Origin of the sequence: Teichococcus coralli, assembly GCF_009829925.1 — a bacterium.
Lineage (GTDB): Bacteria > Pseudomonadota > Alphaproteobacteria > Acetobacterales > Acetobacteraceae > Pseudoroseomonas > Pseudoroseomonas coralli.
The window spans coordinates 69,332-88,383 of sequence record NZ_SNVJ01000012.1 but is presented as its reverse complement, the minus strand read 5'-3'; the positions used below and the strand labels follow the sequence as shown (position 1 = coordinate 88,383).

19 protein-coding genes and 1 pseudogene are annotated in these 19,052 nt (G+C 71.6%); 10 read left to right on the top strand and 10 right to left on the bottom strand.

Annotation, left to right across the window (positions count from 1 at the left end):
• Positions 1–41 precede the first annotated feature (41 nt).
• From aroQ to E0493_RS14500, 3 genes are all read right to left on the bottom strand, one after another.
• Positions 42–497 carry a type II 3-dehydroquinate dehydratase gene (gene aroQ, locus E0493_RS14510; protein WP_160937802.1) on the bottom strand — a complete coding sequence of 152 codons (456 nt, stop codon included), beginning with the start codon at positions 495–497 and terminating at the stop codon, positions 42–44.
• A gap of 156 nt (positions 498–653) precedes the next feature.
• Positions 654–986: a four-helix bundle copper-binding protein gene (locus E0493_RS14505; protein WP_160937800.1), complete on the bottom strand. Its 333-nt coding sequence runs from the start codon at positions 984–986 to the stop codon at positions 654–656.
• 116 nt (positions 987–1,102) lie between these two features.
• On the bottom strand, positions 1,103–3,076 hold the full coding sequence (locus tag E0493_RS14500) for a BCCT family transporter (RefSeq protein WP_367614518.1): 1,974 nt from the start codon (positions 3,074–3,076) through the stop codon (positions 1,103–1,105).
• A gap of 290 nt (positions 3,077–3,366) precedes the next feature.
• Between E0493_RS14500 and E0493_RS14495 the strand changes: the two genes are divergently transcribed.
• The 3 genes from E0493_RS14495 (at position 3,367) to E0493_RS14485 (ending at position 5,286) form a co-directional block, all read left to right on the top strand.
• On the top strand, positions 3,367–4,140 hold the full coding sequence (locus E0493_RS14495; protein ID WP_160937796.1) for a hypothetical protein: 774 nt from the start codon (positions 3,367–3,369) through the stop codon (positions 4,138–4,140).
• A gap of 134 nt (positions 4,141–4,274) precedes the next feature.
• Positions 4,275–4,487 carry a sulfur carrier protein ThiS gene (thiS, locus tag E0493_RS23915; RefSeq protein ID WP_160937794.1) on the top strand — a complete coding sequence of 71 codons (213 nt, stop codon included), beginning with the start codon at positions 4,275–4,277 and terminating at the stop codon, positions 4,485–4,487.
• A gap of 4 nt (positions 4,488–4,491) precedes the next feature.
• Positions 4,492–5,286 (top strand): thiazole synthase, encoded by a 795-nt coding sequence (locus E0493_RS14485; RefSeq protein WP_160937792.1) that lies wholly within the window; start codon positions 4,492–4,494, stop codon positions 5,284–5,286.
• Positions 5,287–5,481: 195 nt separating this feature from the next.
• On the opposite strand, the pseudogene E0493_RS14480 reads toward E0493_RS14485, so the two are convergent.
• The 3 genes and pseudogenes from E0493_RS14480 to E0493_RS14470 form a co-directional block, all read right to left on the bottom strand.
• Positions 5,482–5,853 (bottom strand): annotated as a pseudogene (locus tag E0493_RS14480) (YkvA family protein); the annotation flags it as partial.
• Positions 5,854–6,010: 157 nt separating this feature from the next.
• Positions 6,011–7,585 carry a DHA2 family efflux MFS transporter permease subunit gene (locus E0493_RS14475; RefSeq protein WP_160937788.1) on the bottom strand — a complete coding sequence of 525 codons (1,575 nt, stop codon included), beginning with the start codon at positions 7,583–7,585 and terminating at the stop codon, positions 6,011–6,013.
• A gap of 13 nt (positions 7,586–7,598) precedes the next feature.
• Positions 7,599–8,762: an HlyD family secretion protein gene (locus E0493_RS14470; protein ID WP_160937786.1), complete on the bottom strand. Its 1,164-nt coding sequence runs from the start codon at positions 8,760–8,762 to the stop codon at positions 7,599–7,601.
• 134 nt (positions 8,763–8,896) lie between these two features.
• Between E0493_RS14470 and E0493_RS14465 the strand changes: the two genes are divergently transcribed.
• The 3 genes from E0493_RS14465 to E0493_RS14455 all read left to right on the top strand — a co-directional run bounded on the left by E0493_RS14465 (position 8,897) and on the right by E0493_RS14455 (position 11,620).
• Positions 8,897–9,538, top strand: coding sequence for a TetR/AcrR family transcriptional regulator (locus E0493_RS14465; protein WP_160937784.1), 642 nt, complete (start codon positions 8,897–8,899; stop codon positions 9,536–9,538).
• Between the two features lie 408 nt (positions 9,539–9,946).
• A complete protein-coding gene (locus E0493_RS14460; RefSeq protein ID WP_160937782.1) occupies positions 9,947–11,077 on the top strand; it encodes a type III PLP-dependent enzyme in 1,131 nt (376 codons plus the stop codon).
• A 78-nt stretch (positions 11,078–11,155) separates the two neighbouring features.
• Complete coding sequence (locus tag E0493_RS14455) at positions 11,156–11,620, top strand: Lrp/AsnC family transcriptional regulator (protein ID WP_160937780.1); 465 nt, start codon at positions 11,156–11,158, stop codon at positions 11,618–11,620.
• Between the two features lie 127 nt (positions 11,621–11,747).
• Here the strand turns inward: E0493_RS14455 and E0493_RS14450 are convergent, their stop codons facing one another.
• The 3 genes from E0493_RS14450 to E0493_RS14440 are packed head-to-tail and all read right to left on the bottom strand — an operon-like array spanning position 11,748 to position 14,575.
• Positions 11,748–12,173 carry an AtuA-related protein gene (locus E0493_RS14450; protein WP_235913789.1) on the bottom strand — a complete coding sequence of 142 codons (426 nt, stop codon included), beginning with the start codon at positions 12,171–12,173 and terminating at the stop codon, positions 11,748–11,750.
• The gene (locus E0493_RS14445; RefSeq protein ID WP_160937778.1) at positions 12,170–13,576 is read right to left on the bottom strand and encodes an acyclic terpene utilization AtuA family protein; all 1,407 of its coding nucleotides are present in this window, start codon (positions 13,574–13,576) and stop codon (positions 12,170–12,172) included. Before E0493_RS14445 ends, E0493_RS14450 begins: the two co-directional genes overlap by 4 nt.
• A gap of 3 nt (positions 13,577–13,579) precedes the next feature.
• The gene (locus E0493_RS14440; protein ID WP_160937777.1) at positions 13,580–14,575 is read right to left on the bottom strand and encodes a Bug family tripartite tricarboxylate transporter substrate binding protein; all 996 of its coding nucleotides are present in this window, start codon (positions 14,573–14,575) and stop codon (positions 13,580–13,582) included.
• 114 nt (positions 14,576–14,689) lie between these two features.
• Between E0493_RS14440 and E0493_RS14435 the strand changes: the two genes are divergently transcribed.
• The 3 genes from E0493_RS14435 to E0493_RS14425 all read left to right on the top strand — a co-directional run bounded on the left by E0493_RS14435 (position 14,690) and on the right by E0493_RS14425 (position 16,756).
• Entirely contained in the window at positions 14,690–15,598 is a 909-nt protein-coding gene (locus E0493_RS14435; RefSeq protein WP_160937775.1) for a LysR family transcriptional regulator, read from the top strand.
• A gap of 80 nt (positions 15,599–15,678) precedes the next feature.
• Positions 15,679–16,287: a cysteine hydrolase family protein gene (locus tag E0493_RS14430; protein WP_160937773.1), complete on the top strand. Its 609-nt coding sequence runs from the start codon at positions 15,679–15,681 to the stop codon at positions 16,285–16,287.
• A 175-nt stretch (positions 16,288–16,462) separates the two neighbouring features.
• Positions 16,463–16,756, top strand: a complete 294-nt coding sequence (locus E0493_RS14425; protein WP_160937772.1) for an HU family DNA-binding protein — start codon at positions 16,463–16,465, stop codon at positions 16,754–16,756.
• A 98-nt stretch (positions 16,757–16,854) separates the two neighbouring features.
• On the opposite strand, the gene nikR is transcribed toward E0493_RS14425, so the two are convergent.
• Positions 16,855–17,319 (bottom strand): nickel-responsive transcriptional regulator NikR, encoded by a 465-nt coding sequence (nikR, locus tag E0493_RS14420; RefSeq protein WP_160937771.1) that lies wholly within the window; start codon positions 17,317–17,319, stop codon positions 16,855–16,857.
• A gap of 157 nt (positions 17,320–17,476) precedes the next feature.
• Here nikR and E0493_RS14415 point away from each other — a divergent pair, with 157 nt between their 5' ends.
• A complete protein-coding gene (locus E0493_RS14415) occupies positions 17,477–19,042 on the top strand; it encodes an ABC transporter substrate-binding protein (protein WP_202397139.1) in 1,566 nt (521 codons plus the stop codon).
• Positions 19,043–19,052 lie beyond the last annotated feature (10 nt).

Here is a 19,052-nt window from a genome sequence, read left to right as displayed (position 1 = left end):
TGGGAACCTCTCGGATACGCCGCCGCATGCGGCCCTGCAGTTCAGTCCTGCTCGGCCTGGGCCAGGATGCCGGCGATGCCGCGCAGCGCCAGCGCATAACCATGCGGGCCAAGGCCGCAGATGACGCCCTGCGCTGCGCGGGACACATAGGACAGGTGCCGGAAGGATTCCCGGCGATGGATGTTGCTCAGGTGAACCTCGACCACCGGCAGGTCGGAGGCCAGCAGGGCGTCCATCAGGGCGATCGAGGTGTGGGAATAACCGGCCGGGTTGATCACGATGCCCGCCGCCATGCTGCGCGCCTCCTGCACCCAGGAGATCAGCTCGCCCTCCACATTGGTCTGCCGGAAGTCGATCGCCAGGTCGAGCGCGTCCGCCGTCTCGGCGCAGAGCGCCTCGATGTCGTCCAGCGTCTCGTGGCCATAGATTTCCGGCTGGCGGGTGCCGAGCAGGTTCAGGTTGGGGCCATTCAGCACGAAAATCAGCGGCGGGTTCACGTGGGGCTTCCGTCCGGTCCGATCGGCGCGCGTAGCACGGGGGGTTTCCGCCCCGCAAGCGCGGGCGCGGCATGGCGTCCCCCTGGCCGACCGGCCCGGCTCCCCTCCCCATCCGGCATCCCGCTGATTTACAAGGGAAACCGGCGGCAGAGTGTTTCAGGCGGCCATGGCGGCGCAGCTCTCGGCGCAACGCTGGCAAGCCTCGACACAGGCCTCCATCCCGTCAAGCCCGGCGCAATCCTGGGCGCATTCGCGGCAGATCTCGGCGCATTCCCGGCAGGTATGGCGGTGGTGCGGCGAGCCGATCAGCATGAAATGCGCGGCGGTGCGGCAGATCTCGGCGCAGGCGAGCATCAGGCGGAAATGCCCGGGCTCGGTATGCTTTCCACCGGCTTCCAGGCAATGCCCGGCGGCCATGGAAAGACAGGTGCTGTAGCAGCGCAGGCACTCGTCAACGCAGCGCTGCATCTCCGGGGAAAGCTTGCCCATGGTTCCGGCTCCTTCCGATGGTTGCGGGAGCAACGGGCCCGCCTCCCATCGGTTGCCGGGCGGAAGCCGGGGGACCGGGTCTTTCTTGCCCGGCCGCCGGCTCCCTGCGGCCCGCCTCAGAGGCTGTGCACCGCGTGCAGGTACTGGAAGTGGCGATCGTACTGGGCCAGCACGTCCTGGATCATCTCCTGCCGGGAGAAGCCCATCACGTCATAGTCCTGGCTGCCGTCCTCCAGGAACACCTCGGCACGGTAGTAGTGCTCATGCCGCTCACGCTCCGGGGCGCTCTCGAAATAGTTGAAGCTTGGCATGGCATATTCGCGCATGCGAATGCCGTAGTGGAACTCCTCCGGCGCGCCCGGCATGGAGATCAGCCGCAGCCGCCCTTCCCGCCGGTGCACCTCCGCGCCCAGGCCGCGGCCGCGCAGCTCGGCGGCGACGGCCTCAAGCGCCGGGGCGGCCGTCTCCTCCAGGAAGCGCAGCACCTCGTCCTTGCGCGGATGCGCCAGGATGCCGTGCAGCTGGCGCTGCCAGGAAAGCCCCTGCCGCGGCGGCAGGTTGGTGGCCAGGGCGTTCTGCCGCAACCCTTCCCGCTGCAGCCCGCGCCACAGCCCGTAGCAGATCAGCAGCATCACGATCGCGAAGGGCAGCGCGCTGGCGATGGCCGCCGTCTGCAGCGCCTGCAGCCCGCCCGAGGCCAGCAGCACCGCGGCGATCACGCCGGACGAGACGGCCCAGAAGATGCGCTGCAGCACCGGCACGTCGTCCCGCCCGCCGGCCGCGATGGTGCTGACCACCAGGGCGGCGCTGTCGGCCGAGGTGATGAAGAAGGTGACGATCAGCACCATCGCCACCCAGGAGCTGATCGTGGCCAGGGGGTACTGCTCCAGGAAGACGAACAGCGCCAGCGAGACGTCGTTCTGCACGGCCTGCGAGACGGCCTGGGTGGCGCCGGTCATGTGCAGGTAGATGGCGCTGTCGCCGAAAACGGTCATCCAGGCGAAGGTGAAGCCCGCCGGCACCAGCAGCACGCTGAGGGTGAACTCGCGGATGGTGCGCCCGCGCGAGATGCGGGCGATGAACATGCCGACAAAGGGCGACCAGGCGATCCACCAGCCCCAGTAGAACAGCGTCCAGTCGCGCAGCCAGTCGTTCGGGTCATAGGCATACATGTAGAGGCTGCGCTGGGCGAACTGGTCGATGTAGCCACCCAGGTTCTGCACGAAGGTGCGCAGCAGGAAGGTGGTCGGCCCGACGGCGAAGACGAAGACCAGCAGCGCGCAGGCCATGATCAGGTTGGCGTTCGACAGCAGCTTGATGCCCTTGTCGAGCCCGGAGACGACCGAAAGGGTGGCCAGCGCGGTGATCACCGCGATCAGCACCACCTGCACGCCGAAGCCCACCGGCACGCCCAGCACATGCGCCAGGCCGGCGTTCACCTGCAGGGCGCCGAGGCCCAGCGAGGTGGCCACGCCGAACATGGTGCCGAGAATGGCGAAGATATCCACCGTGTGCCCGATCCAGCCATGGATGCGCTCGCCGATCAGCGGGTAGAGCGCCGAGCGGAGGCTCAGCGGCAGGCCGTGGCGGAAGCTGAAATAGGCCAGGCTGAGGCCGATCACCGAGTAGATGGCCCAGGCATGCAGCCCCCAGTGGAAGTAGCTGAGGCGCATGGCGGCGCGGGCGGCGGCGATGCTGGCCGGCTCGCCCTCCGGCGGCACCATGAAGTGCGTCACCGGCTCGGCCACGCCGAAGAACACCAGCCCGATGCCCATGCCCGCGCTGAACAGCATGGCGAACCAGGCGCCATAGCTGAATTCCGGCTCCGAGTGGTTGGGCCCGAGGCGGATTCGCCCGTAGCCGCTCACCGCCAGCGCGGCCACGAAGATCAGGAAGCCGGTCACCACCAGCAGGTAGAACCAGCCAAGCTCATCGGTGATCCAGCGTTGCACGGCGCTGAAGGTCGCGGCGGCGGCCTGCGGCGCCAGCACGCCGAACAGCACGAACAGCAGGATCAACGCCGCCGAGCCGATGAAGACCGTCGGGTTGACGGCGGCGCGGCCGGTGGTCGGGGAGGCAGGTTCGCTCACGATGCGTCTCCTCGGAAGTCTGAGCCTTGGCCGTGCCCGCGGTGGGTGCCTGCGCGCGTCGCCCGGGGCAGGCGGGCGCCAGACGGCGACCGTGCGGAGCGCAGGCATGGCCGCGCCCGCCCTAGGTGGTCCCAAAGCCGTCAATGACAACTCGGCAGACCCGCTGAAGTTCTGCCGCCTCCCGCGGGTTGCATGCCGCGGCATGGAAGCTTTGCCCAGAGCACGGGATGACACCGCGCCCCCGCTTCCCTAGTTTGCGCCGCAGCGTTCCACCCTGGAGGGAGGCCGAAATGACCCCGCTTGCCAGGTTCGGGCTGCCGGCGCTGCTGCTGAGCGGCCTGCTGGCGGCCTGCAGCCCGAGCTATTCACCCGATACCTATGCCAGCCGGGCGGTGCAGCAGGCCAACAAGGTCGAGCAGGGCGTGGTCGTCGGGCGGCGCGCCATCGAGATCGCGGCGGACGGCACCACCGGCGTGGCCAGTGGCGCCGCGGCCGGCGGCGTGGCCGGCAGCCGGATCGGCGGCGGCGACATCACCTCCGCCTTCGGCGGCATCGGCGGCGGCCTGATCGGCGGCCTGCTGGGCGCGGCCGCGGAAAAGGGCGCCGGCTCCCAGCAGGGCTACGAATACATCGTGCGCAAGCCCAGTGGCGACCTGGTCTCGGTGGTGCAGCGGGACGACACGCCGCTGGCGCTCGGCCAGAAGGTGCTGGTGATCGCCGGCGCGCAGGCCCGCATCGTGCCGGACTACACCGTGCCCCACGAGAACCCGCCTGGCCCACCCCCCGCCGCCGTGTTCTCGGCCCCGCCTGCCGCCTTCGGCGCCGTGCCGCAGCCTTCCGCCGCCCCTCCGGCGCCTCCCAGGGAGGAAGCCCTGCCCCCGCCCGCGGCTTCCGATCCCCCTGCCGAGCCCGCGCCGGGCGGATCGCCGGCGGCCGGCACTCCCCAGGCCATCTCCCCCCAGGCCATCTCCCCTCAGGCCGTCTCCCCCCAGGCCGTCTCGCCTTCCGCCAACCCGGTCTCCGGCACCCCGCTGAACGGCGTTTTGCCTGGCATGGCTATCTGAGGGAGGAAACGCGGGCAGCCGGAGGGCACCGGGACGTGCGGCTGCGGCCGCCCTCCCGGCGATCTGCGCGCGGAGCGGAGCATTCGCCGCCCCGCCCCCTTTCCCCCCGGCCCGCCGCGCGCCACATTCGCGCCATGGCGGACAGCATCGAGATCACCATCAACGGGGAAACCCGCATCATCCAGAACCCGGCGACGGTGGCCGACCTGCTGGCGACGCTCAGCCTGGACACCCGCAAGGTGGCGGTCGAGCGGAACCTGGAGATCGTGCCGCGCTCCGCCTACGGCGCCACCACGCTCGCCGCGGGGGACACGCTGGAAATCGTGCACTTCATCGGCGGGGGCTGAGCCCATGGATGGCTATCAGAATCAGGCGGACGATACCTGGGAGGTCGCGGGCCACCGCTTCCGCTCCCGCCTTGTTGTCGGCACCGGGCGCTACAAGTCGCTGGAGGAGACCGCCGCCGCCATCGAGGCGAGCGGCGCCGAGATGGTCACCGTCGCGGTGCGGCGGGTGAACCTCTCGGATTCCAGCGCGCCCATGCTGCAGGATTTCGTGGACCCGAAGCGCTACACCTACCTGCCCAACACCGCCGGCTGCCACACCGCGCAGGACGCCGTGCGCACCCTGCGCCTGGCACGCGAGGCCGGCGGTTGGAACCTGGTGAAGCTGGAGGTGCTCGGCCCGCCGCCCTTCCTCTACCCGGACATGCCCGCCACCTTCGAGGCCGCCCAGGCGCTCATCAGGGATGGCTTCCAGGTGATGGTCTACTGCGCCGACGACCCGCTGGCGGCCAAGCGCCTGGAGGAGATGGGCTGCGTCGCCGTCATGCCGCTCGGCGCGCCGATCGGCTCCGGCATGGGCCTGACCAACCCCTTCATGCTGCGCTCCATCATCGAGCAGGCCAAGGTGCCGGTGCTGGTGGATGCCGGCATCGGCACCGCCAGCGAGGCCGCTGCCGCCATGGAGCTGGGCTGCGACGCCGTGCTGCTGAACTCGGCCATCGCCCATGCCAAGGATCCGGTGCGCATGGCGCAGGCCATGAAGGCGGCGGTGGAGGCAGGACGCCACGCCCACCTGGCCGGACGGATGCCACGCAACTACAACGCCGATCCCTCCAGCCCGCTTTCCGGGTTGATCCGCTAGCGTCCGGAGGGGGCTCCGCCCCCTCCGGACCTCGCGTAAGCGTCTCGCCCAGAGGGGGCTCCGCCCCCTCCGGACCTCCCCGGCTGGGGGAACAGCGTCCCCCCAGACCCCACCATCAACGGCCCTTGCACCGTTCCGCGCCGAGGCCGAGAACGCAATCAGCCGCCTCGGCGCAGGCTTGCCCTCGTCGCGGGGTCACCGCACGACGCGGGGCCAGAGCCACCAAAGCAGCGCCGCCGCCGCCGCTAGCCAGAGCCCCACGATGAACGCGGCGGCCGAACGGCTGATCGGCCGCCCCTCCGCCCTGTCGGCCGCCGCCCGGTGCTCGGCCATGACGTCGGCAGGAACCAGCCGGACGGCCAGCAGGATCGCCAGCGGCAGCAGGATCGCGTCGTCGAGGTAGCCGAGGACCGGAATGAAGTCAGGAATGAGGTCGATCGGCGAGAGGGCGTAAGCGGCAATCGTCAGCGCGAGCGCCTTGGCGTACCACGGCGTCCGGGGATCGCGGGCGGCGAGGTAAAGCGCGTGCACGTCCCGCTTGATCGCCCGCGCCCAGGTCCTGATCCGTCGCAGCCCTTGCCTCGTTCGCATCTCGTCCGCCCTGTTCTACCTGAGTCTTCATCCCAGGTGTCAGGCGCGCCAGAACCGATGGCGGGTCCGGGGTGACACTGTCACCCCGGCGGGAGGGGCCTGGGGAGGGCGGCGCCCTCCCCGAGCCAACCGATCAATGCGCCTCCCCGCCCCCGCCCGCCTTCTTGGGCCGTTGCAGCAGCAGGACCAGCGGCAGGGAGAGCAGGAAGCAGCCCGCCATCAGCAGCAGCGTGTCGTTGTAGGCGAGCACGAGGCCCTGCTGCACCACCAGGCTCTTGATCCGCCCCAGCGCGGCGACGTCCGAGGCGTCGCCCAGGCGCCCGGCCATGGCGGCGCTCAGGGTGGACTGGTATTCGCCGACATAGGGCCGTGCCCAGTTCAGCGACTCCGCCAGGTGGGTGCGGTGGGCGTAGGAGCGGTCGGTCACCAGCGTGTTGATCATGGCCAGCCCGATGGCGCCGCCGGCATTGCGCATCAGGTTGTACAGCCCGGCGGCGCCCTTGAGCTGGGCGGGCGGCATGGTGCCGAGGGCGATCTGGTTCACCGGTGCCATGGTCAGCATCATCGCCACGCCGCGCAGGCCGAGGGGAAAGGCCAGTTCGGGGAAGGCGCTGTCGGCGGTGAGCTGCGCCGTCTGCCAGATCGCCACGAAGAACAGCAACAGCCCGGCGGCCAGCATCAGCCGCGGATCGGTGCGGGCGAGGAGACGTCCTGCAAAGGGCGCGGTGAGGAACATGCAGACGCCGGTGATGAACATCACCTCGCCGATCTGCATGGAGTTGTAGCCGCGCACCCGGCCGAGGAAGAGCGGCAGCAGGTAGACCGAGCCGTAGAGCCCGATGCCGACGGTGAAGCTGAACAGGCAGCCGATGGCGAAGTTGCGGTTGCGGAAGGCGCGCAGGTCCACGATCGGCTCGGCCTGGGTCAGGGCGCGCCAGAAGAACAGCACGCCGGCGACGGCCGCCAGCAGGCTCAGGTTGCGCACGCCCGCGTCGGCCAGCCAGTCCCAGCGCGGGCCTTCCTCCATGACGTATTCCAGGCTGCCCAGAAAGGCGGCCATGAACAGCAGGCCCCACCAGTCGAAGCGGGCCAGCAGGCTGCGGTCGGGGCGGTCGATGTCCACCGTGCTCCACACCGCGAAGGCGATGAGCGCGCCGATCGGCACGTTGATCAGGAACAGCCAGTGCCAGGAGAAGCTCTGCGTCAGCCAGCCGCCGAGGGTGGGGCCGATGGTGGGCGCCAGCGTCGCGGTCAGGCCGATGATGACGGTGGCGCCGGCCCGCTTGTTGCCGGGAAACATCAGGAAGCTGGCGGCGAAGACCGTCGGGATCATGGCGCCGCCGATGAAGCCCTGCGCGGCGCGGAAGACGATCATGGTGCCGAGGTTGGACGCCATGGCGCAGGCCAGCGAGAAGAAGGTGAAGCCGGCGGCCGAGGCGGTGAACAGCACCCGGGTGGAGAGCAGGCGCGAAAGGAAGCCCGAGAGCGGGATCATCACGATCTCCGCGATCAGGTAGCTGGTCTGCACCCAGCTCGCCTCGTCCGGGCTGGCGGCGAGGCCGGCCTGGATCTCCGAGATGGAGGCGGAGACGATCTGGATGTCCAGGATCGCCATGAACATGCCGAGCACCATGGCCATGAAGCCGAGGCGTGCGCGCAGCGGCATCTCGGTCGCCTGTGGGGCGGGCATGGCGCGGGTGGCGCTCATGGGGAATGTTTCCTCAGCGGCCGCCCAGGCCGAGCGTCGCCGCGGCGGCGGCCAGCACGCCGCGCGGCGCCTCCGGGTCGGCGCGGGTGTCCACCTCGGCCACCACGGAAAGCCCCGGGCGCAGCCGGGCGATGGCCTCGGCGTCCTGTTCGGGCTCCAGCACCAGCTTCACCGGCACGCGCTGCACCACCTTGGTGAAGTTGCCGGTGGCGTTTTCCGGCGGCAGCAGGCTGAACTGGCTGCCGGTGCCGGGGGCGAAGCTGTCCACATGCCCGCGCAGCGCATGGCCAGGAATGGCGTCCACGGAAATCTCGACCGGCTGGCCCGGCCGCATGGCGGCGAGCTGGGTTTCCTTGAAGTTGGCGACGACGAAGAGCGCCTGCGGCAGCGGCGCCACGGCGATGAGCCGCTGGCCCGGCCGCACGCGCTGGCCGAGCTGCGCCGCGCGGTTGCCGGCGATGCCGTCGAAGGGCGCGCGGATCTCGGTATAGGTCTGCGCGATGCGGGCCTGCTCCAGCGCGGCGGCGGCCTGGTCGCGCCGGGCCTCTGCCTGGGCGAGCTGCGCCTGCTGCACCGGCACGGCCTGGCGGCGCACCGCCAGCTCGGCCTCGGCGGCCTGCACGGCGGCGGCGGCCTTGCGCTGGTCGGCCACCGCGGTCTCGGCCGCCTGGCGCGAGGAGTAGCCGCTGCCGGAGAGCGACTGGGTGCGGCGCGCCTCGGCGTCGGCGCGGGCCTGCTCGGCGCGGGCCTGCTCGACCTGCGCCTCGGCGCTGCCGATCTGCGCCTGCAGCTGCGTGACCGTCTGGCGCGCGGTCTGGATGGCGGCCTCGGCCTCCGCCAGCGCCGCCGCGTCCTGGCGCACCAGCAGGCGGGCGTCGCGGTCGTCAAGCCGCAGCAGCACCTGGCCGGCCTCGACGCGCTGGTTGTCGGCCACGGCGATCCCGGTGACATCAGCCTCGATGCGGGGGGTCAGCACCGAGATGTCGCCCTGCACGTAGGCGTCGTCGGTTTCAACCAGGAAGCGGCCGGTGTGCCAGTACCAGTTGCCGCCCAGGGCAGCCGCAGCCAGCGCCACCACCGGCAGCACGCGCAGCAGCCAGCGGCGGCGGCGCTTCGGCGGCGGCAGAGTGGCTTGCGTGGCGTCGGCAGGGGGAGCGGAGGAGACGGGAGCGTTCATGGGCAATCCTGGAACTGAACGGTTCAGTTCAGTGAGGCGCTTCAGGTGCGCCTTTCCATTCCGGAAGTCAAGACTGAACTGAACCGTTCAGTTTACTCTTGCATCCGGCCGCCGCCCCGCCCTAGTGATCCCCCATGTCCCACGCCGCCGAAGCCCCGGAATTCTCTCCCAAGCGCCGCGCCATTGTTGATGCGGCGGCGGCGCTCTTCATGGCGGAGGGCTTCGGCGCCGTCTCGATGGATGCGGTGGCGCGCGCGGCACAGGTTTCCAAGGCCACGCTCTACGCCCACTTCCCCGGCAAGGAAGCGCTGTTCCTGGAGATCATCGGCAGCAACTGCCGCAAGATGCAGGCGATGATGGACGTGGCGCTCTCCGCCTCCGGCCTCACGCTGGAGGGGGCGCTGACCGAGCTTGGCCAGCAGTGGCTGCGCTTCCTGCTGCGTCGGGAGGTGCGGGCGCTGCACCGGGTGGTGATCGGCGAGGGCGTGCGCTTTCCACACCTGGCGCGGGACTTCTACGCCGGCGGACCGCAATCGGTGCGCCGCTGGCTGGCGGGCTGGCTGGCGAGCCAGCAACAGGCCGGCCAGTTGCAGGCGGATATCGACCTTCTGCTGGTGGCGGAGCAGTTCCTCTCCCTGCTGCGCGGCGATCTTTTCCTGCGCGCCACCCTGGGCCTGGTGACGGAGGGAGAGGAGGACGAGATCGCGGCGCTCGCCGCGCGGGCCGCGCAAGCCATTGTCCGCCTCTACGGCACCGTGCCGGACGGGGCCGCCTGAGGCGCCACCGGCCTCCCCCTTTTCCGGCATCGCGGGCCGGAGGGATTCGTCTTCTTTCCCGCTGCCGCACCGGAGGCTTCCCGCCCATTCGCCTTCGCTTCGGGATGTTTCCGCCGCACCTACAAAGCACACGGAAAAAAAACGGCCCGACCCTGAGAAAGGGCTTTGCGTCACGGCGCGACATCTCTATATGCGCGCCCAGACGCAGTACGCACGTGCCTCTGGCCCCAGGCCGACCATGCTCGGCCAAAGGTTTACGCAACGACGTCAAGCGTTCTGGCAACCCCGGCGAAGGCGCGAGCCTGACACCGGCCTCTTTTGGTCGCTGGTTCGTTCGACCGTTTCGTCAACTTGGGGCCGCCGCCCGCAGAGGGCCGGTCCTTTCCTTTCGGATTGGAGGGTGGTGCGATGACCCCCAAGGTCTCCCGCTTCCTGCATGACGTCGCGCCCGCGACGCCTTGCCTCGTCGTCGACGTGGACCGCGTCGCCGAGAACTACGCCCGGCTGAAGGCGGCGCTGCCGCTCGCCCGGATCTACTACGCGGTGAAGGCCAACCCCGCCGCCCCGATCCTGAGCCGGCTGGTCGATCTCGACTCCTGCTTCGACGCCGCCTCGCTGGAGGAGGTGAACCTCTGCCTGGCCAACGGCGCCCGGCCGGAGGCGATCTCCTTCGGCAACACGGTGAAGAAGGAAAGCGCCATCAAGGCCGCCTACGATGCCGGCGTGCGCATGTTCGCCTTCGACTCGGAGCCGGAGCTGCGCAAGCTCGCCCGCTCCGCGCCGGGCTCGAAGGTGTATTGCCGCATCCTGGTCGGCAATGTCGGCGCCGAGTGGCCGCTGTCGAAGAAGTTCGGCTGCGAGGTCGAGATGGCGCGCGAGCTGATGGTGCTGGCCGGCGAGCTCGGCCTCGATCCCTTCGGCATCTCCTTCCATGTCGGCAGCCAGCAGACCCGCACCGACGCCTACGAGGCGGCGATCGCCAAGGTCGGCCTGCTCTTCACCGACCTGAAGAATGCCGGCGTGAACCTCCGCATGATCAACATCGGCGGCGGCTACCCGGTGCGCTACCGCTCCGAGGTGCCGGAGATCGGCGCCATCGGCGATGCCATCATGGGCGCCATGGTCGAGGCCTTCGGCAATGCGCTGCCCGAGATGGTGGTGGAGCCGGGCCGCTTCATCGTCGGCGATGCGGGGGTGGTGTCCTCCGAGGTCGTGCTGGTCTCGCAGAAGGGCAAGGACGACCCGGTGCGCTGGGTTTACCTCGACATCGGCCGCTTCGGCGGGCTGGCGGAGACCGAGGGCGAGGCGATCAAGTACGCTTTCCGCACGCCGCACGACGGCGGCGCGGAAGGCCCCGTGACCATCGCCGGCCCGACCTGCGACAGCACCGACACGCTGTACGAGAAGTCGAACTACCGCCTGCCGCTGGCGCTCGACAGCGGGGACCGCGTGGAGCTGCTCGCCACCGGCGCCTATGTCACCACCTATGCCAGCCAGGGCTTCAACGGCTTCGCGCCCCTGGCCGAGCACTACATCTGAGGGCCCGGGCGGGGAGATAACCACTCCCCGCCTGCCTTTCTCGTTTGCCGGCCGCCGGTGGCCGGATAAACTCGCGCGATGGACGCGATTGACCGGAACATCCTCGTCGCCTTGCAGGACAACGGCGCGGCAGGCCTGGCCGAGCTGGCCAAGGTGGCCGGCCTCTCCGTCTCCGCCACCGCCGAGCGGGTGAAGCGGCTGGAGGAGCGCGGCACCATCCGCGGCTGGCGCGCCGACCTCGACCCCGCCGCCATCGGCTGCCCGCTGCTCGCCTTCGTCTTCGTCTCCATGCGCCCGGGGCGGGAGGAGAACGCCTTCCGCATCGCCATGCGCGCGGCCGAGCCGGTGCTGGAGTGCCACGCCGTCACCGGCGCCTGGACCTTCCTGCTGAAGCTGCGCCTGCCCGACCTCTCCGCCCTGGAGCGCTTCGTCGCCGACCAGGTGCGCGGCCAGGCCGGGGTGGAACGCACCGAGACGGTCCTGGCCATCACCTCGGCGAAGGAAACCGCGATCCTTCCCGTGGCGGAGGCGACGGAAGAGTGAAAGAAGGTCGGGGGAAGGAATTCCCCCGAACCCCCATCTTCATTTTTCAGTTCGGCGCAGCGCTTTCCGCCAGCCCGGGAAACGCGAAGAAAAAGGAAGGGGGCTTGGAGAACTCATTCCCCCAGCCCTACGCGACCTCGACCGTCATCCCCAGCAGCAGGAAGGACAGGCTCTTGCCGTGCCCATCGAGGTTCAGCGCGCCGTTCACGCCACCCTGCAGCACATCCTCGATGACGAAGTTGAAGGCGCCCAGCGCCGGCAGGTCGTAGCGCCGCACCGCCGTGGCGCCGCGATGCGCGAAAAGCGCCAGCACGCGCGCCTCGGTCACTTCGCGCGCCAGCAGCGGCCAGTCCTCGGCGCGATGAGCGATCAGCGAGAGGTTCAGCCGGTTGCCCTTGTCGCCGGCGCGGGCATGCGCGAGCCGGTGCAGCGGGACGCTGCGGGACGGATCTTGCAGCGGGACGCTGCGGGACAGATCTTGCAGCGGGACGCTGCGGGACAGATCTTGCAGCGGGACGCTGCGGAACGGATCCTGCGGCAGAACGGCGCTCATGCCGCCTCCTCCAGCGAAAGCAGCGACACGCGCGGCGCCAGCCGCTCGCGCGGCACCAGGAAGGACAAGGTGCGGATGCGGTCCGTCACGCGGGTGCGCACGCCGCCGCCGCCCGCCGGGCCACAGCAATAGAGCGACAGCACCTCGCGCGCCGCCCGCTCCGCCGCCGCGCGGCCCTCGCTGGCGAAGGCCAGCCGCAGGCGCAGGTCGGCGGGGCTGTGGCCGCTGGCCTCGCGCAACGCGCCCGCGTCGCCGTCGAACACGCTGACCACGCCGATCAGGTCGAGCCGCGCCTGGCCCTCCAGCCCCAGCAGCTTCAACCGCTCCAGCAGGGTGCGGCCGGCAAGCTCCGCGCGGGCGCGGGCATTCGGCCCGGCATAGGAGATCTCGCCCTCGCCCAGCCAGCCGCCGGGCAGGCTGACCGTGGCCTTCAGCCGCTCCGGCCGGGGGCGGCCGCGGGCGCCGGCCAGCCGCACGCGGTCCGGCGCCTCCTCGGCGGCGGTGACGCCCGTGATGTCCAGCACCACGTCGGGCGTCAGGTAGGCGGCGGGATCGTGCAGCTCGTAGAGGAGCTGCTCGGTCACGGTCTGCCGGTCCACCCGGCCGCCGGTGCCGGCGGGCTTGGTGATCAGCACGCTGCCCTCGGCGCCGATCTCGGCGATCGGGAAGCCCAGCGTCGCCATGCCCAGGGCATCCCCGGGAACGTCCTTCACGCCGGGGTCGGCGAAGTAGCCGCCGGTGACCTGCGCGCCGCATTCCAGCAGGTGCCCGGCCATGGTGCCGGCGGCGAGCCGGTCCCAGTCGTCCTCTGCCCAGCCGAAATGCGCCAGCATCGGGCCAAGCGCCAGGGCGGGGTCGGAGCAGCGGCCGGTGACCACCACCTGCGCGCCCCGCCGCAGCGCCTCGGCGATCGGCGCGGCGCCGAGATAGACGTTGGCGGCGATCACCTTGTCCGGCTCCAGCACCGCGCCCGCATCGCCCTCCCAGGGGTCGAGGTCGGCCAGCGCGCCGGTGCCGCGGATGTCGTCGCCCTCCACCACGCCGACGCGCAGGTCGGGCAGGCCCAGCTCGCGCGCCAGCCCCAGCACGGCCCGCGCCGCGCCGCGCGGGTTGGCGGCGCCGCCATTGGTGACGATGGGAATGCCGTGCGCGGCGCAACGCGCCAGGACCGGCCACAGCAGGTCGAGCAGCGCCGGCTCGAAGCCCGCCTCCGGCCGGTGCAGCCGCTCGCGCTGGGCCAGAGCGAGGGTGCGCTCGCCCAGCACCTCCAGCATCAGCGCGGCGGGGCCGGCGGCGGCGACCAGCGCCTCCACCACCGGCCCCGGCGCATCGAGCCGGTCGCCCGAGAAGCCGGAGCCGCAGCCGATGCGCAGCAGGGCGGAGGAGGGACGGTCGAAGGCCATGCCTCAGTCCGCCCGCGCGCCGGAGACGCGCACCACCTCGCGCCACTTGGCGATGTCCGCCTCCAGCCAGGGGCGGAACTCGGCCGGCGGCAGGGCGATTGGCACCAGCCCCTGCTTCTCCAGCTGCGCCTTCATCTCGGGTGCGAAGAGCGACTCGCGCAGCGCCGCGTGGATGCGGTCGCGGACCGGCTCGGGCAGCTTCGCCGGGCCGAACAGCCCGTGCCAGGCGGCGACGTCGAAGTCGGCCACGCCCTGCTCGATGGCGGTGGGGATCTCCGGCACCACGTCCAGCCGCTTGGCCGAGGTGGTGGCCAGCGCCCGCAGCCTGCCCTCCTGCACGAAGGGCAGCACGGCGGCGACCTGGTAGATGGTCATCGGCACCGTGCCGGCGATCACGTCCGTCACCGCCTGCGCGCCGCTGCGGTAGGGCACGTGCACCAGCGGCGCGCCGGTCTTCAGCTTCAGCAGCTCGCCGGCGAGGTGGCTGGAGGTGCCGTTGCCGGCCGAGGCGTAGCTGACGCCGTCCCGCTGCTGTTTGGCCCAGGCGACGAACTCGGGCAGCGTCCTGGCCGGCACTCCGGGCGAGACCACCAGCAGGTTCGGCGCCTCGGTGACCAGCGAGATGGGCGTGAAGTCGCGCATCACGTCGTAGGGCATCGAGGGCATCAGCGACATGTTCACCGAATGCGAGGCGATGCTGCCGAGGCAGAGCGTGTAGCCGTCGGGCGCCGCCTTGGCGACGGCGTCGCTGCCCACCACGCCGCCCGCGCCAGCGCGGTTCTCCACCACGATGCTCTGGCCCAGGATCTCGGACATGCGCGGCGTCATCAGCCGCGCCACCATATCGGTGCTGGTGCCGGCGCCGAAGGGCACGATCAGGCGGATCGGCCGGTCCGGCCAGGCCTGCTGCGCCCGGGCACGGGGCGCCAGGAGCGGCGCCGCCAGGGTGGCGAGGGCGCCGCCCAGCAGGGCGCGGCGAGGGGTTGTGATGCGGGGCATGTCCGTCTCCTCATCGGGCGCGGCATCTTCGGCCGGCCGCTTTGAGGGAATTGGAGCGGCGGATTGCTCCATTATGCAAATTGTAAGATTCTGGAGCAGTCATAGAGGTTTCTTATGGCCATCTCCCTGCGCCAGCTCCGCGCCCTGGTCGCCGCCGTGGAAACGGGCAGCTTCGGCCGCGCCGCCGCCCGGCTCCACCTGTCCCAGCCTGCCCTGACCGTGCAGATCCGCGGGCTGGAGGAGGCGCTGGGCCTCACCCTGTTCGAGCGTTCAGCGCGCGGCGTGCGGCCGACCGCGGCGGGGCTGGGCACGGCTCAGGCCTTCCGCCGCGTGCTCGACGCGCTGGACGAGGTGGTCGCCGGAGCGCGGGAGCAGGCGGCCGGGCGCTCGGGGACGGTGCATCTGGCGGTGCTGCCCTCGGTGGCGGCGACGCTGCTGCCGGCGGCCCTCGTCCGGCTGCGGCAGGCGCATCCCGGCATCCGCGTGCTGGTGCAGGATGTCGTGGCCGGGCGGGTGGCGGAACGGGTCAAGGCCGGCGAGGCGGAGCTGGGAATCGGCACCCTGCCTGGCCCGGATGCCAGCCTGGAGGCCGAGCCGCTCTTCGAGGACGACCTGGTGGCGGTGCTGCCGCCCGGCCATGCGCTGGCCGCGGCGGCCTGCCTGACGCCGGCCATCCTTTCGGCCGAGCCGCTGGTGCTGACCGACCCCGGCAGCAGCGTGCGGGCGCTCGCCGAGCGTGCCTTCGCCGAGGCCGGGCTGGTGCTGCGCCCGGCCTATGAGGCGACCTACATGAGCACCGCCGTGGCGCTGGTGCGCGCCGGGCTGGGCATCGGCGTGCTGCCGGCCGCGGCCCTCGACCTGCGGCTGGCGCCGGTGCTGCAGACCCTCCCGATCGCGGCATCCGCGATGCGCCGCGGCATCCTGCTGCTCCGCCGGCGCGGCGGCAGCCTTTCCCCTGCGGCCGAGGCACTGGTGGAGGCGGTGCGGCACACCCTGCCCGGCAGCGGGGTGGCGGCAAGCTGACGGGGCGCGGATTGGCGGCCCTGCATCCTTCTTCCGCCATTCCAGTTCCTTCTGCCGGATGATGGAGAGAGGAAGCCGCCATGCCGCCACAGGAGCACCTGAAGCACGGACCGCTGACGGAAAGCTGCGTGCATCTTTGCATCGACATGCAGCGCCTGTTCGCCGAGGGCCCCTGGGAGACACCCTGGATGAAGCGGGTGCTGCCGATGGTCGAGCGACTCGCCAGGGCCTTTCCCGCGCGCACCGTCTTCACCCGCTTCATCCCGCCCGAGCGCCCGGATCAGCGCAGCGGCACCTGGCGCCGCTACTTCGAGCGCTGGTCGGAGATGACGCTCGCGCAGCTTCCCCCTGGCGCCACGGAGCTGCTGCCGCCGCTGGCCAAGCTGGTGCCGCCGGCCGAGATCGTGGACAAGCCGGTCTACTCGCCCTGGACCGCCTCCGGCCTGCATGAGCGCCTGCGGGCACGCGGCGTCGACACGCTGGTGATCAGCGGCGCGGAGACGGATGTCTGCGTGCTGGCCACGGTGATGGGGGCGGTGGACCTGGGCTACCGGGTGGTGATCCCGACCGATGCGCTCTGCTCCTCCTCCGACCGCACGCACGACGCCTTGCTGACCCTCTACAACGAGCGCTTCGGCCAGCAGATCGAGGCGGTGAGCACGGAGGAGATCCTCCGCTCCTGGCGCTGAGCCAGGCCCGGCGGACGGGCGGGGATGTCACCTTTCTGCCGCAACCCACAATTTCCGGTGGAAAACCCGGCCGAAGGGGCGGCTTTGCTCCCTGCCGGCGGGGAGCTTGGCTTGACCGGGCCAACTGAAGCGTGTCTCTCCTGCGCCTTGCCAACCTCAGCTTTCGGAGCGCAACTTGACCGAAGAATCCCGCCCCCTCAGCCGCCAGGATCTGATCGACGCCGCGGCCTCGGCCACTGGCCTGCCGAAGACCCAGGCCGATGCCCTGCTGAAGGCCGCGCTGGCGACGATGGCTGACGCCCTCGGCGCGGGCCGCGAGGTTCGCCTGGCCGGCTTCGGCAGCTTCGCCATCAGCGAGCGCGCCGCGCGCCAGGGCCGCAACCCCGCCACCGGCGAGGTCGTGCAGATCGCCGCCAGCAAGGGCGTGAAGTTCAAGCCCGCCAAGGACCTCAAGGACCGCCTGGGCTAAAAGGACCGCCTGGGCTAAGCCGGGGCCGCACGGCCTTCCCCGCCCGGGAGGGGGGGGGTCCGGGGGGAAGCTATCCCCCCGGCGGCGTTCCCCGAGGGCTAACCCCGGGGGCGGCGCCCCTGGCCTTCTCCCCCGGCCTTTTCCCGGGCCTTCTCCTCCGCGGCGGCGTCCGGCAGCAGCACCAGCCGCCCGTGGCGCACGCCGCGCTCGGCCATGACGTGCTCGGCGAAGTGCCGCAGCGCCCCCGCCTCTCCCCGGAGCACCGCGATCTCCAGGCACATGTCTTGGTCCAGGTGCAGGTGCAGCGAGGAGACGGAAAGGTCGTGGTGGTGGTGGAAGGCGCCCGTCAGCCGCCGCGCCAGGTCGCGCTGCTCATGCGCGTAGGTATAGACCAGGGCGCCCAGGCTTGCTCCTTCCTCGCCGGCGGCGGCCGCACTCTCCCTCAGCCCGTCGCGCAGCAGGTCGCGCACCGTCTCGGAGCGGTTGCCGTCGCCCCGCCGCGCCACCAGCCGGTCCAGCTCGGCCACCAGGTCATCGTCCAGCGTCACCGTCACCCGCTGCATGCGGCGCTCTCCCCCCGCGCCCAGGGGGCGCTCTCCCCCCGCGCCCAGGGAACGCTCTCCCACGCGCCGCGGGGCCGACGAGTATGAAGTTTCGCCCTGGACGTCATACTGCTTCCTGCCCAAACTGTTGCGGCCGCCACGCACCGGAGCGACCGCCTTGTTCCTCACCCTGCGCCGGCTGGCCGCGCCCGGTCCAGCCCTGCTGCTCGCCCTTTCCCTCGCCGCGCCCGCCGCCGCCGCGCCGCGGACCGCGCTGGTGCTGGCGCTGCCGGGCGAGCCGGAGCGCGGCTACGACCCGATCCAGGGCTGGGGCGAGTACGGGCATCCGCTGTTCCAGTCCACCCTGCTGCGGCGTGACGCCGACCTCGCCACCCAGCCCGACCTGGCGACGCGCTGGCAGCTTTCGGACGACCGGCTGAGCTGGGACATCGCGCTGCGCGAGGACGCCCGCTTCTCCGACGGCGCGCCGCTCACCGCGGAGGACGTCGCCTTCACCTTCAACACCGCCGCGAAGGCCGGCGGGGCGGTGGACCTCTCCGCGCTGCGCGAGGCGCGCGTCACCGGGCCGCACAGCCTGCGCCTGGCGCTGAAGGCGCCGCAGATCACCTTCGCGGAAAGCTTCTTCACCCTCGGCATCGTGCCGTCCGCCAAATACGGGCCGGACTATGCGCGCCACCCCGTCGGCTCCGGCCCCTACCGGCTGGTGCTCTGGTCGCCCGGGCAGCAGCTGATCGCCGAGGCCAACCCGGAATACTACGGCCCGAGGCCGGCCTTCGCCCGGCTGACCTTCCTGTTCACCGGCGAGGCCGCCAGCCATGCCGCCGCCATGGCCGGGCAGCTCGACCTCCTGGCGGTGCCGCCCAGCCTCGCCACCCGCGTGCCGGCAGGGATGCGCCGGGTGGTGGTCCGCTCGGTGGACAACCGCGGCATCGTCTTCCCCATGCAGCCGGCCGAGGGCGCCACCGGCAACGACGTCACCGCCGATCCCGCCATCCGCCGCGCCATCAACATCGCGCTCGACCGCCGCGCGCTGGTCCAGGCGGCGCTGCTCGGCTTCGGCACGCCCGCCTATGGCCCGGCGGACGGGCTGCCCTGGTCCAACCCTGAGGCGCGCCTGCCGGATGCCGACCCGGAGGGCGCCGCCCGCCTGCTGGACGAGGCCGGCTGGCGTCCCGGCCCGGACGGCATCCGCGCCAGGAGCGGCCAGCCCGCGCGCCTCCCGCTGATCTACTTCGCCGGCGACAGCACCCGGCAGGCCCTGGCGCTCACCGTGGCGGAGATGCTGCGCCCGCTCGGCATCGCCATCGAGCCGGAGGGCCGCAGCCGGGAGGACACGCGCCGGCTGATGGCCAGCCGCCCCGTGATCTTCGGCTGGGGCAGCCACAACCCGGCCGAGGTCCACAACCTCTATTCCGCCGCCGGCATCGGGCACGGTTTCTTCAATGCGGGGCGCTACACGAGCCCCGCCGTGGAGGCGCATTTCGCCGCCGCCCAGGCCGCGCCCTCGCTGGAGGCTTCGCTGCCGGAATGGCGCGCCGCGGAATGGGACGGCACCACCGGATACGGCATGAAGGGCGACGCCGCCTGGGCCTGGTTGGTCAACCTCGACCACATCTACCTCGCCAACCGCTGCTTCGACCTCGGCAGGACGCAGATCGAGCCGCACGGGCATGGCTGGCCGGTCACCGCCGGTATCCTCGGCTGGCGCTGGACCTGCCCGTGAGCGCGCCTGC

Excerpts from the sequence above, each read along its gene's own strand:
- thiS (WP_160937794.1), top strand. The coding sequence starts at position 4,275 with ATGGCGGACAGCATCGAGATCACCATCAACGGGGAAACCCGCATCATC.
- E0493_RS14435 (WP_160937775.1), top strand. The coding sequence starts at position 14,690 with ATGGCCATCTCCCTGCGCCAGCTCCGCGCCCTGGTCGCCGCCGTGGAA.
- E0493_RS14450 (WP_235913789.1), bottom strand. The coding sequence starts at position 12,173 with ATGAGCGCCGTTCTGCCGCAGGATCCGTTCCGCAGCGTCCCGCTGCAA.
- E0493_RS14475 (WP_160937788.1), bottom strand. The coding sequence starts at position 7,585 with ATGAGCGCCACCCGCGCCATGCCCGCCCCACAGGCGACCGAGATGCCG.
- E0493_RS14485 (WP_160937792.1), top strand. The coding sequence starts at position 4,492 with ATGGATGGCTATCAGAATCAGGCGGACGATACCTGGGAGGTCGCGGGC.
- E0493_RS14440 (WP_160937777.1), bottom strand. The coding sequence starts at position 14,575 with ATGCCCCGCATCACAACCCCTCGCCGCGCCCTGCTGGGCGGCGCCCTC.
- E0493_RS14470 (WP_160937786.1), bottom strand. The coding sequence starts at position 8,762 with ATGAACGCTCCCGTCTCCTCCGCTCCCCCTGCCGACGCCACGCAAGCC.
- E0493_RS14430 (WP_160937773.1), top strand. The coding sequence starts at position 15,679 with ATGCCGCCACAGGAGCACCTGAAGCACGGACCGCTGACGGAAAGCTGC.
- nikR (WP_160937771.1), bottom strand. The coding sequence starts at position 17,319 with ATGCAGCGGGTGACGGTGACGCTGGACGATGACCTGGTGGCCGAGCTG.
- E0493_RS14455 (WP_160937780.1), top strand. The coding sequence starts at position 11,156 with ATGGACGCGATTGACCGGAACATCCTCGTCGCCTTGCAGGACAACGGC.
- E0493_RS14445 (WP_160937778.1), bottom strand. The coding sequence starts at position 13,576 with ATGGCCTTCGACCGTCCCTCCTCCGCCCTGCTGCGCATCGGCTGCGGC.
- E0493_RS14465 (WP_160937784.1), top strand. The coding sequence starts at position 8,897 with ATGTCCCACGCCGCCGAAGCCCCGGAATTCTCTCCCAAGCGCCGCGCC.
- E0493_RS14495 (WP_160937796.1), top strand. The coding sequence starts at position 3,367 with ATGACCCCGCTTGCCAGGTTCGGGCTGCCGGCGCTGCTGCTGAGCGGC.
- E0493_RS14460 (WP_160937782.1), top strand. The coding sequence starts at position 9,947 with ATGACCCCCAAGGTCTCCCGCTTCCTGCATGACGTCGCGCCCGCGACG.
- E0493_RS14505 (WP_160937800.1), bottom strand. The coding sequence starts at position 986 with ATGGGCAAGCTTTCCCCGGAGATGCAGCGCTGCGTTGACGAGTGCCTG.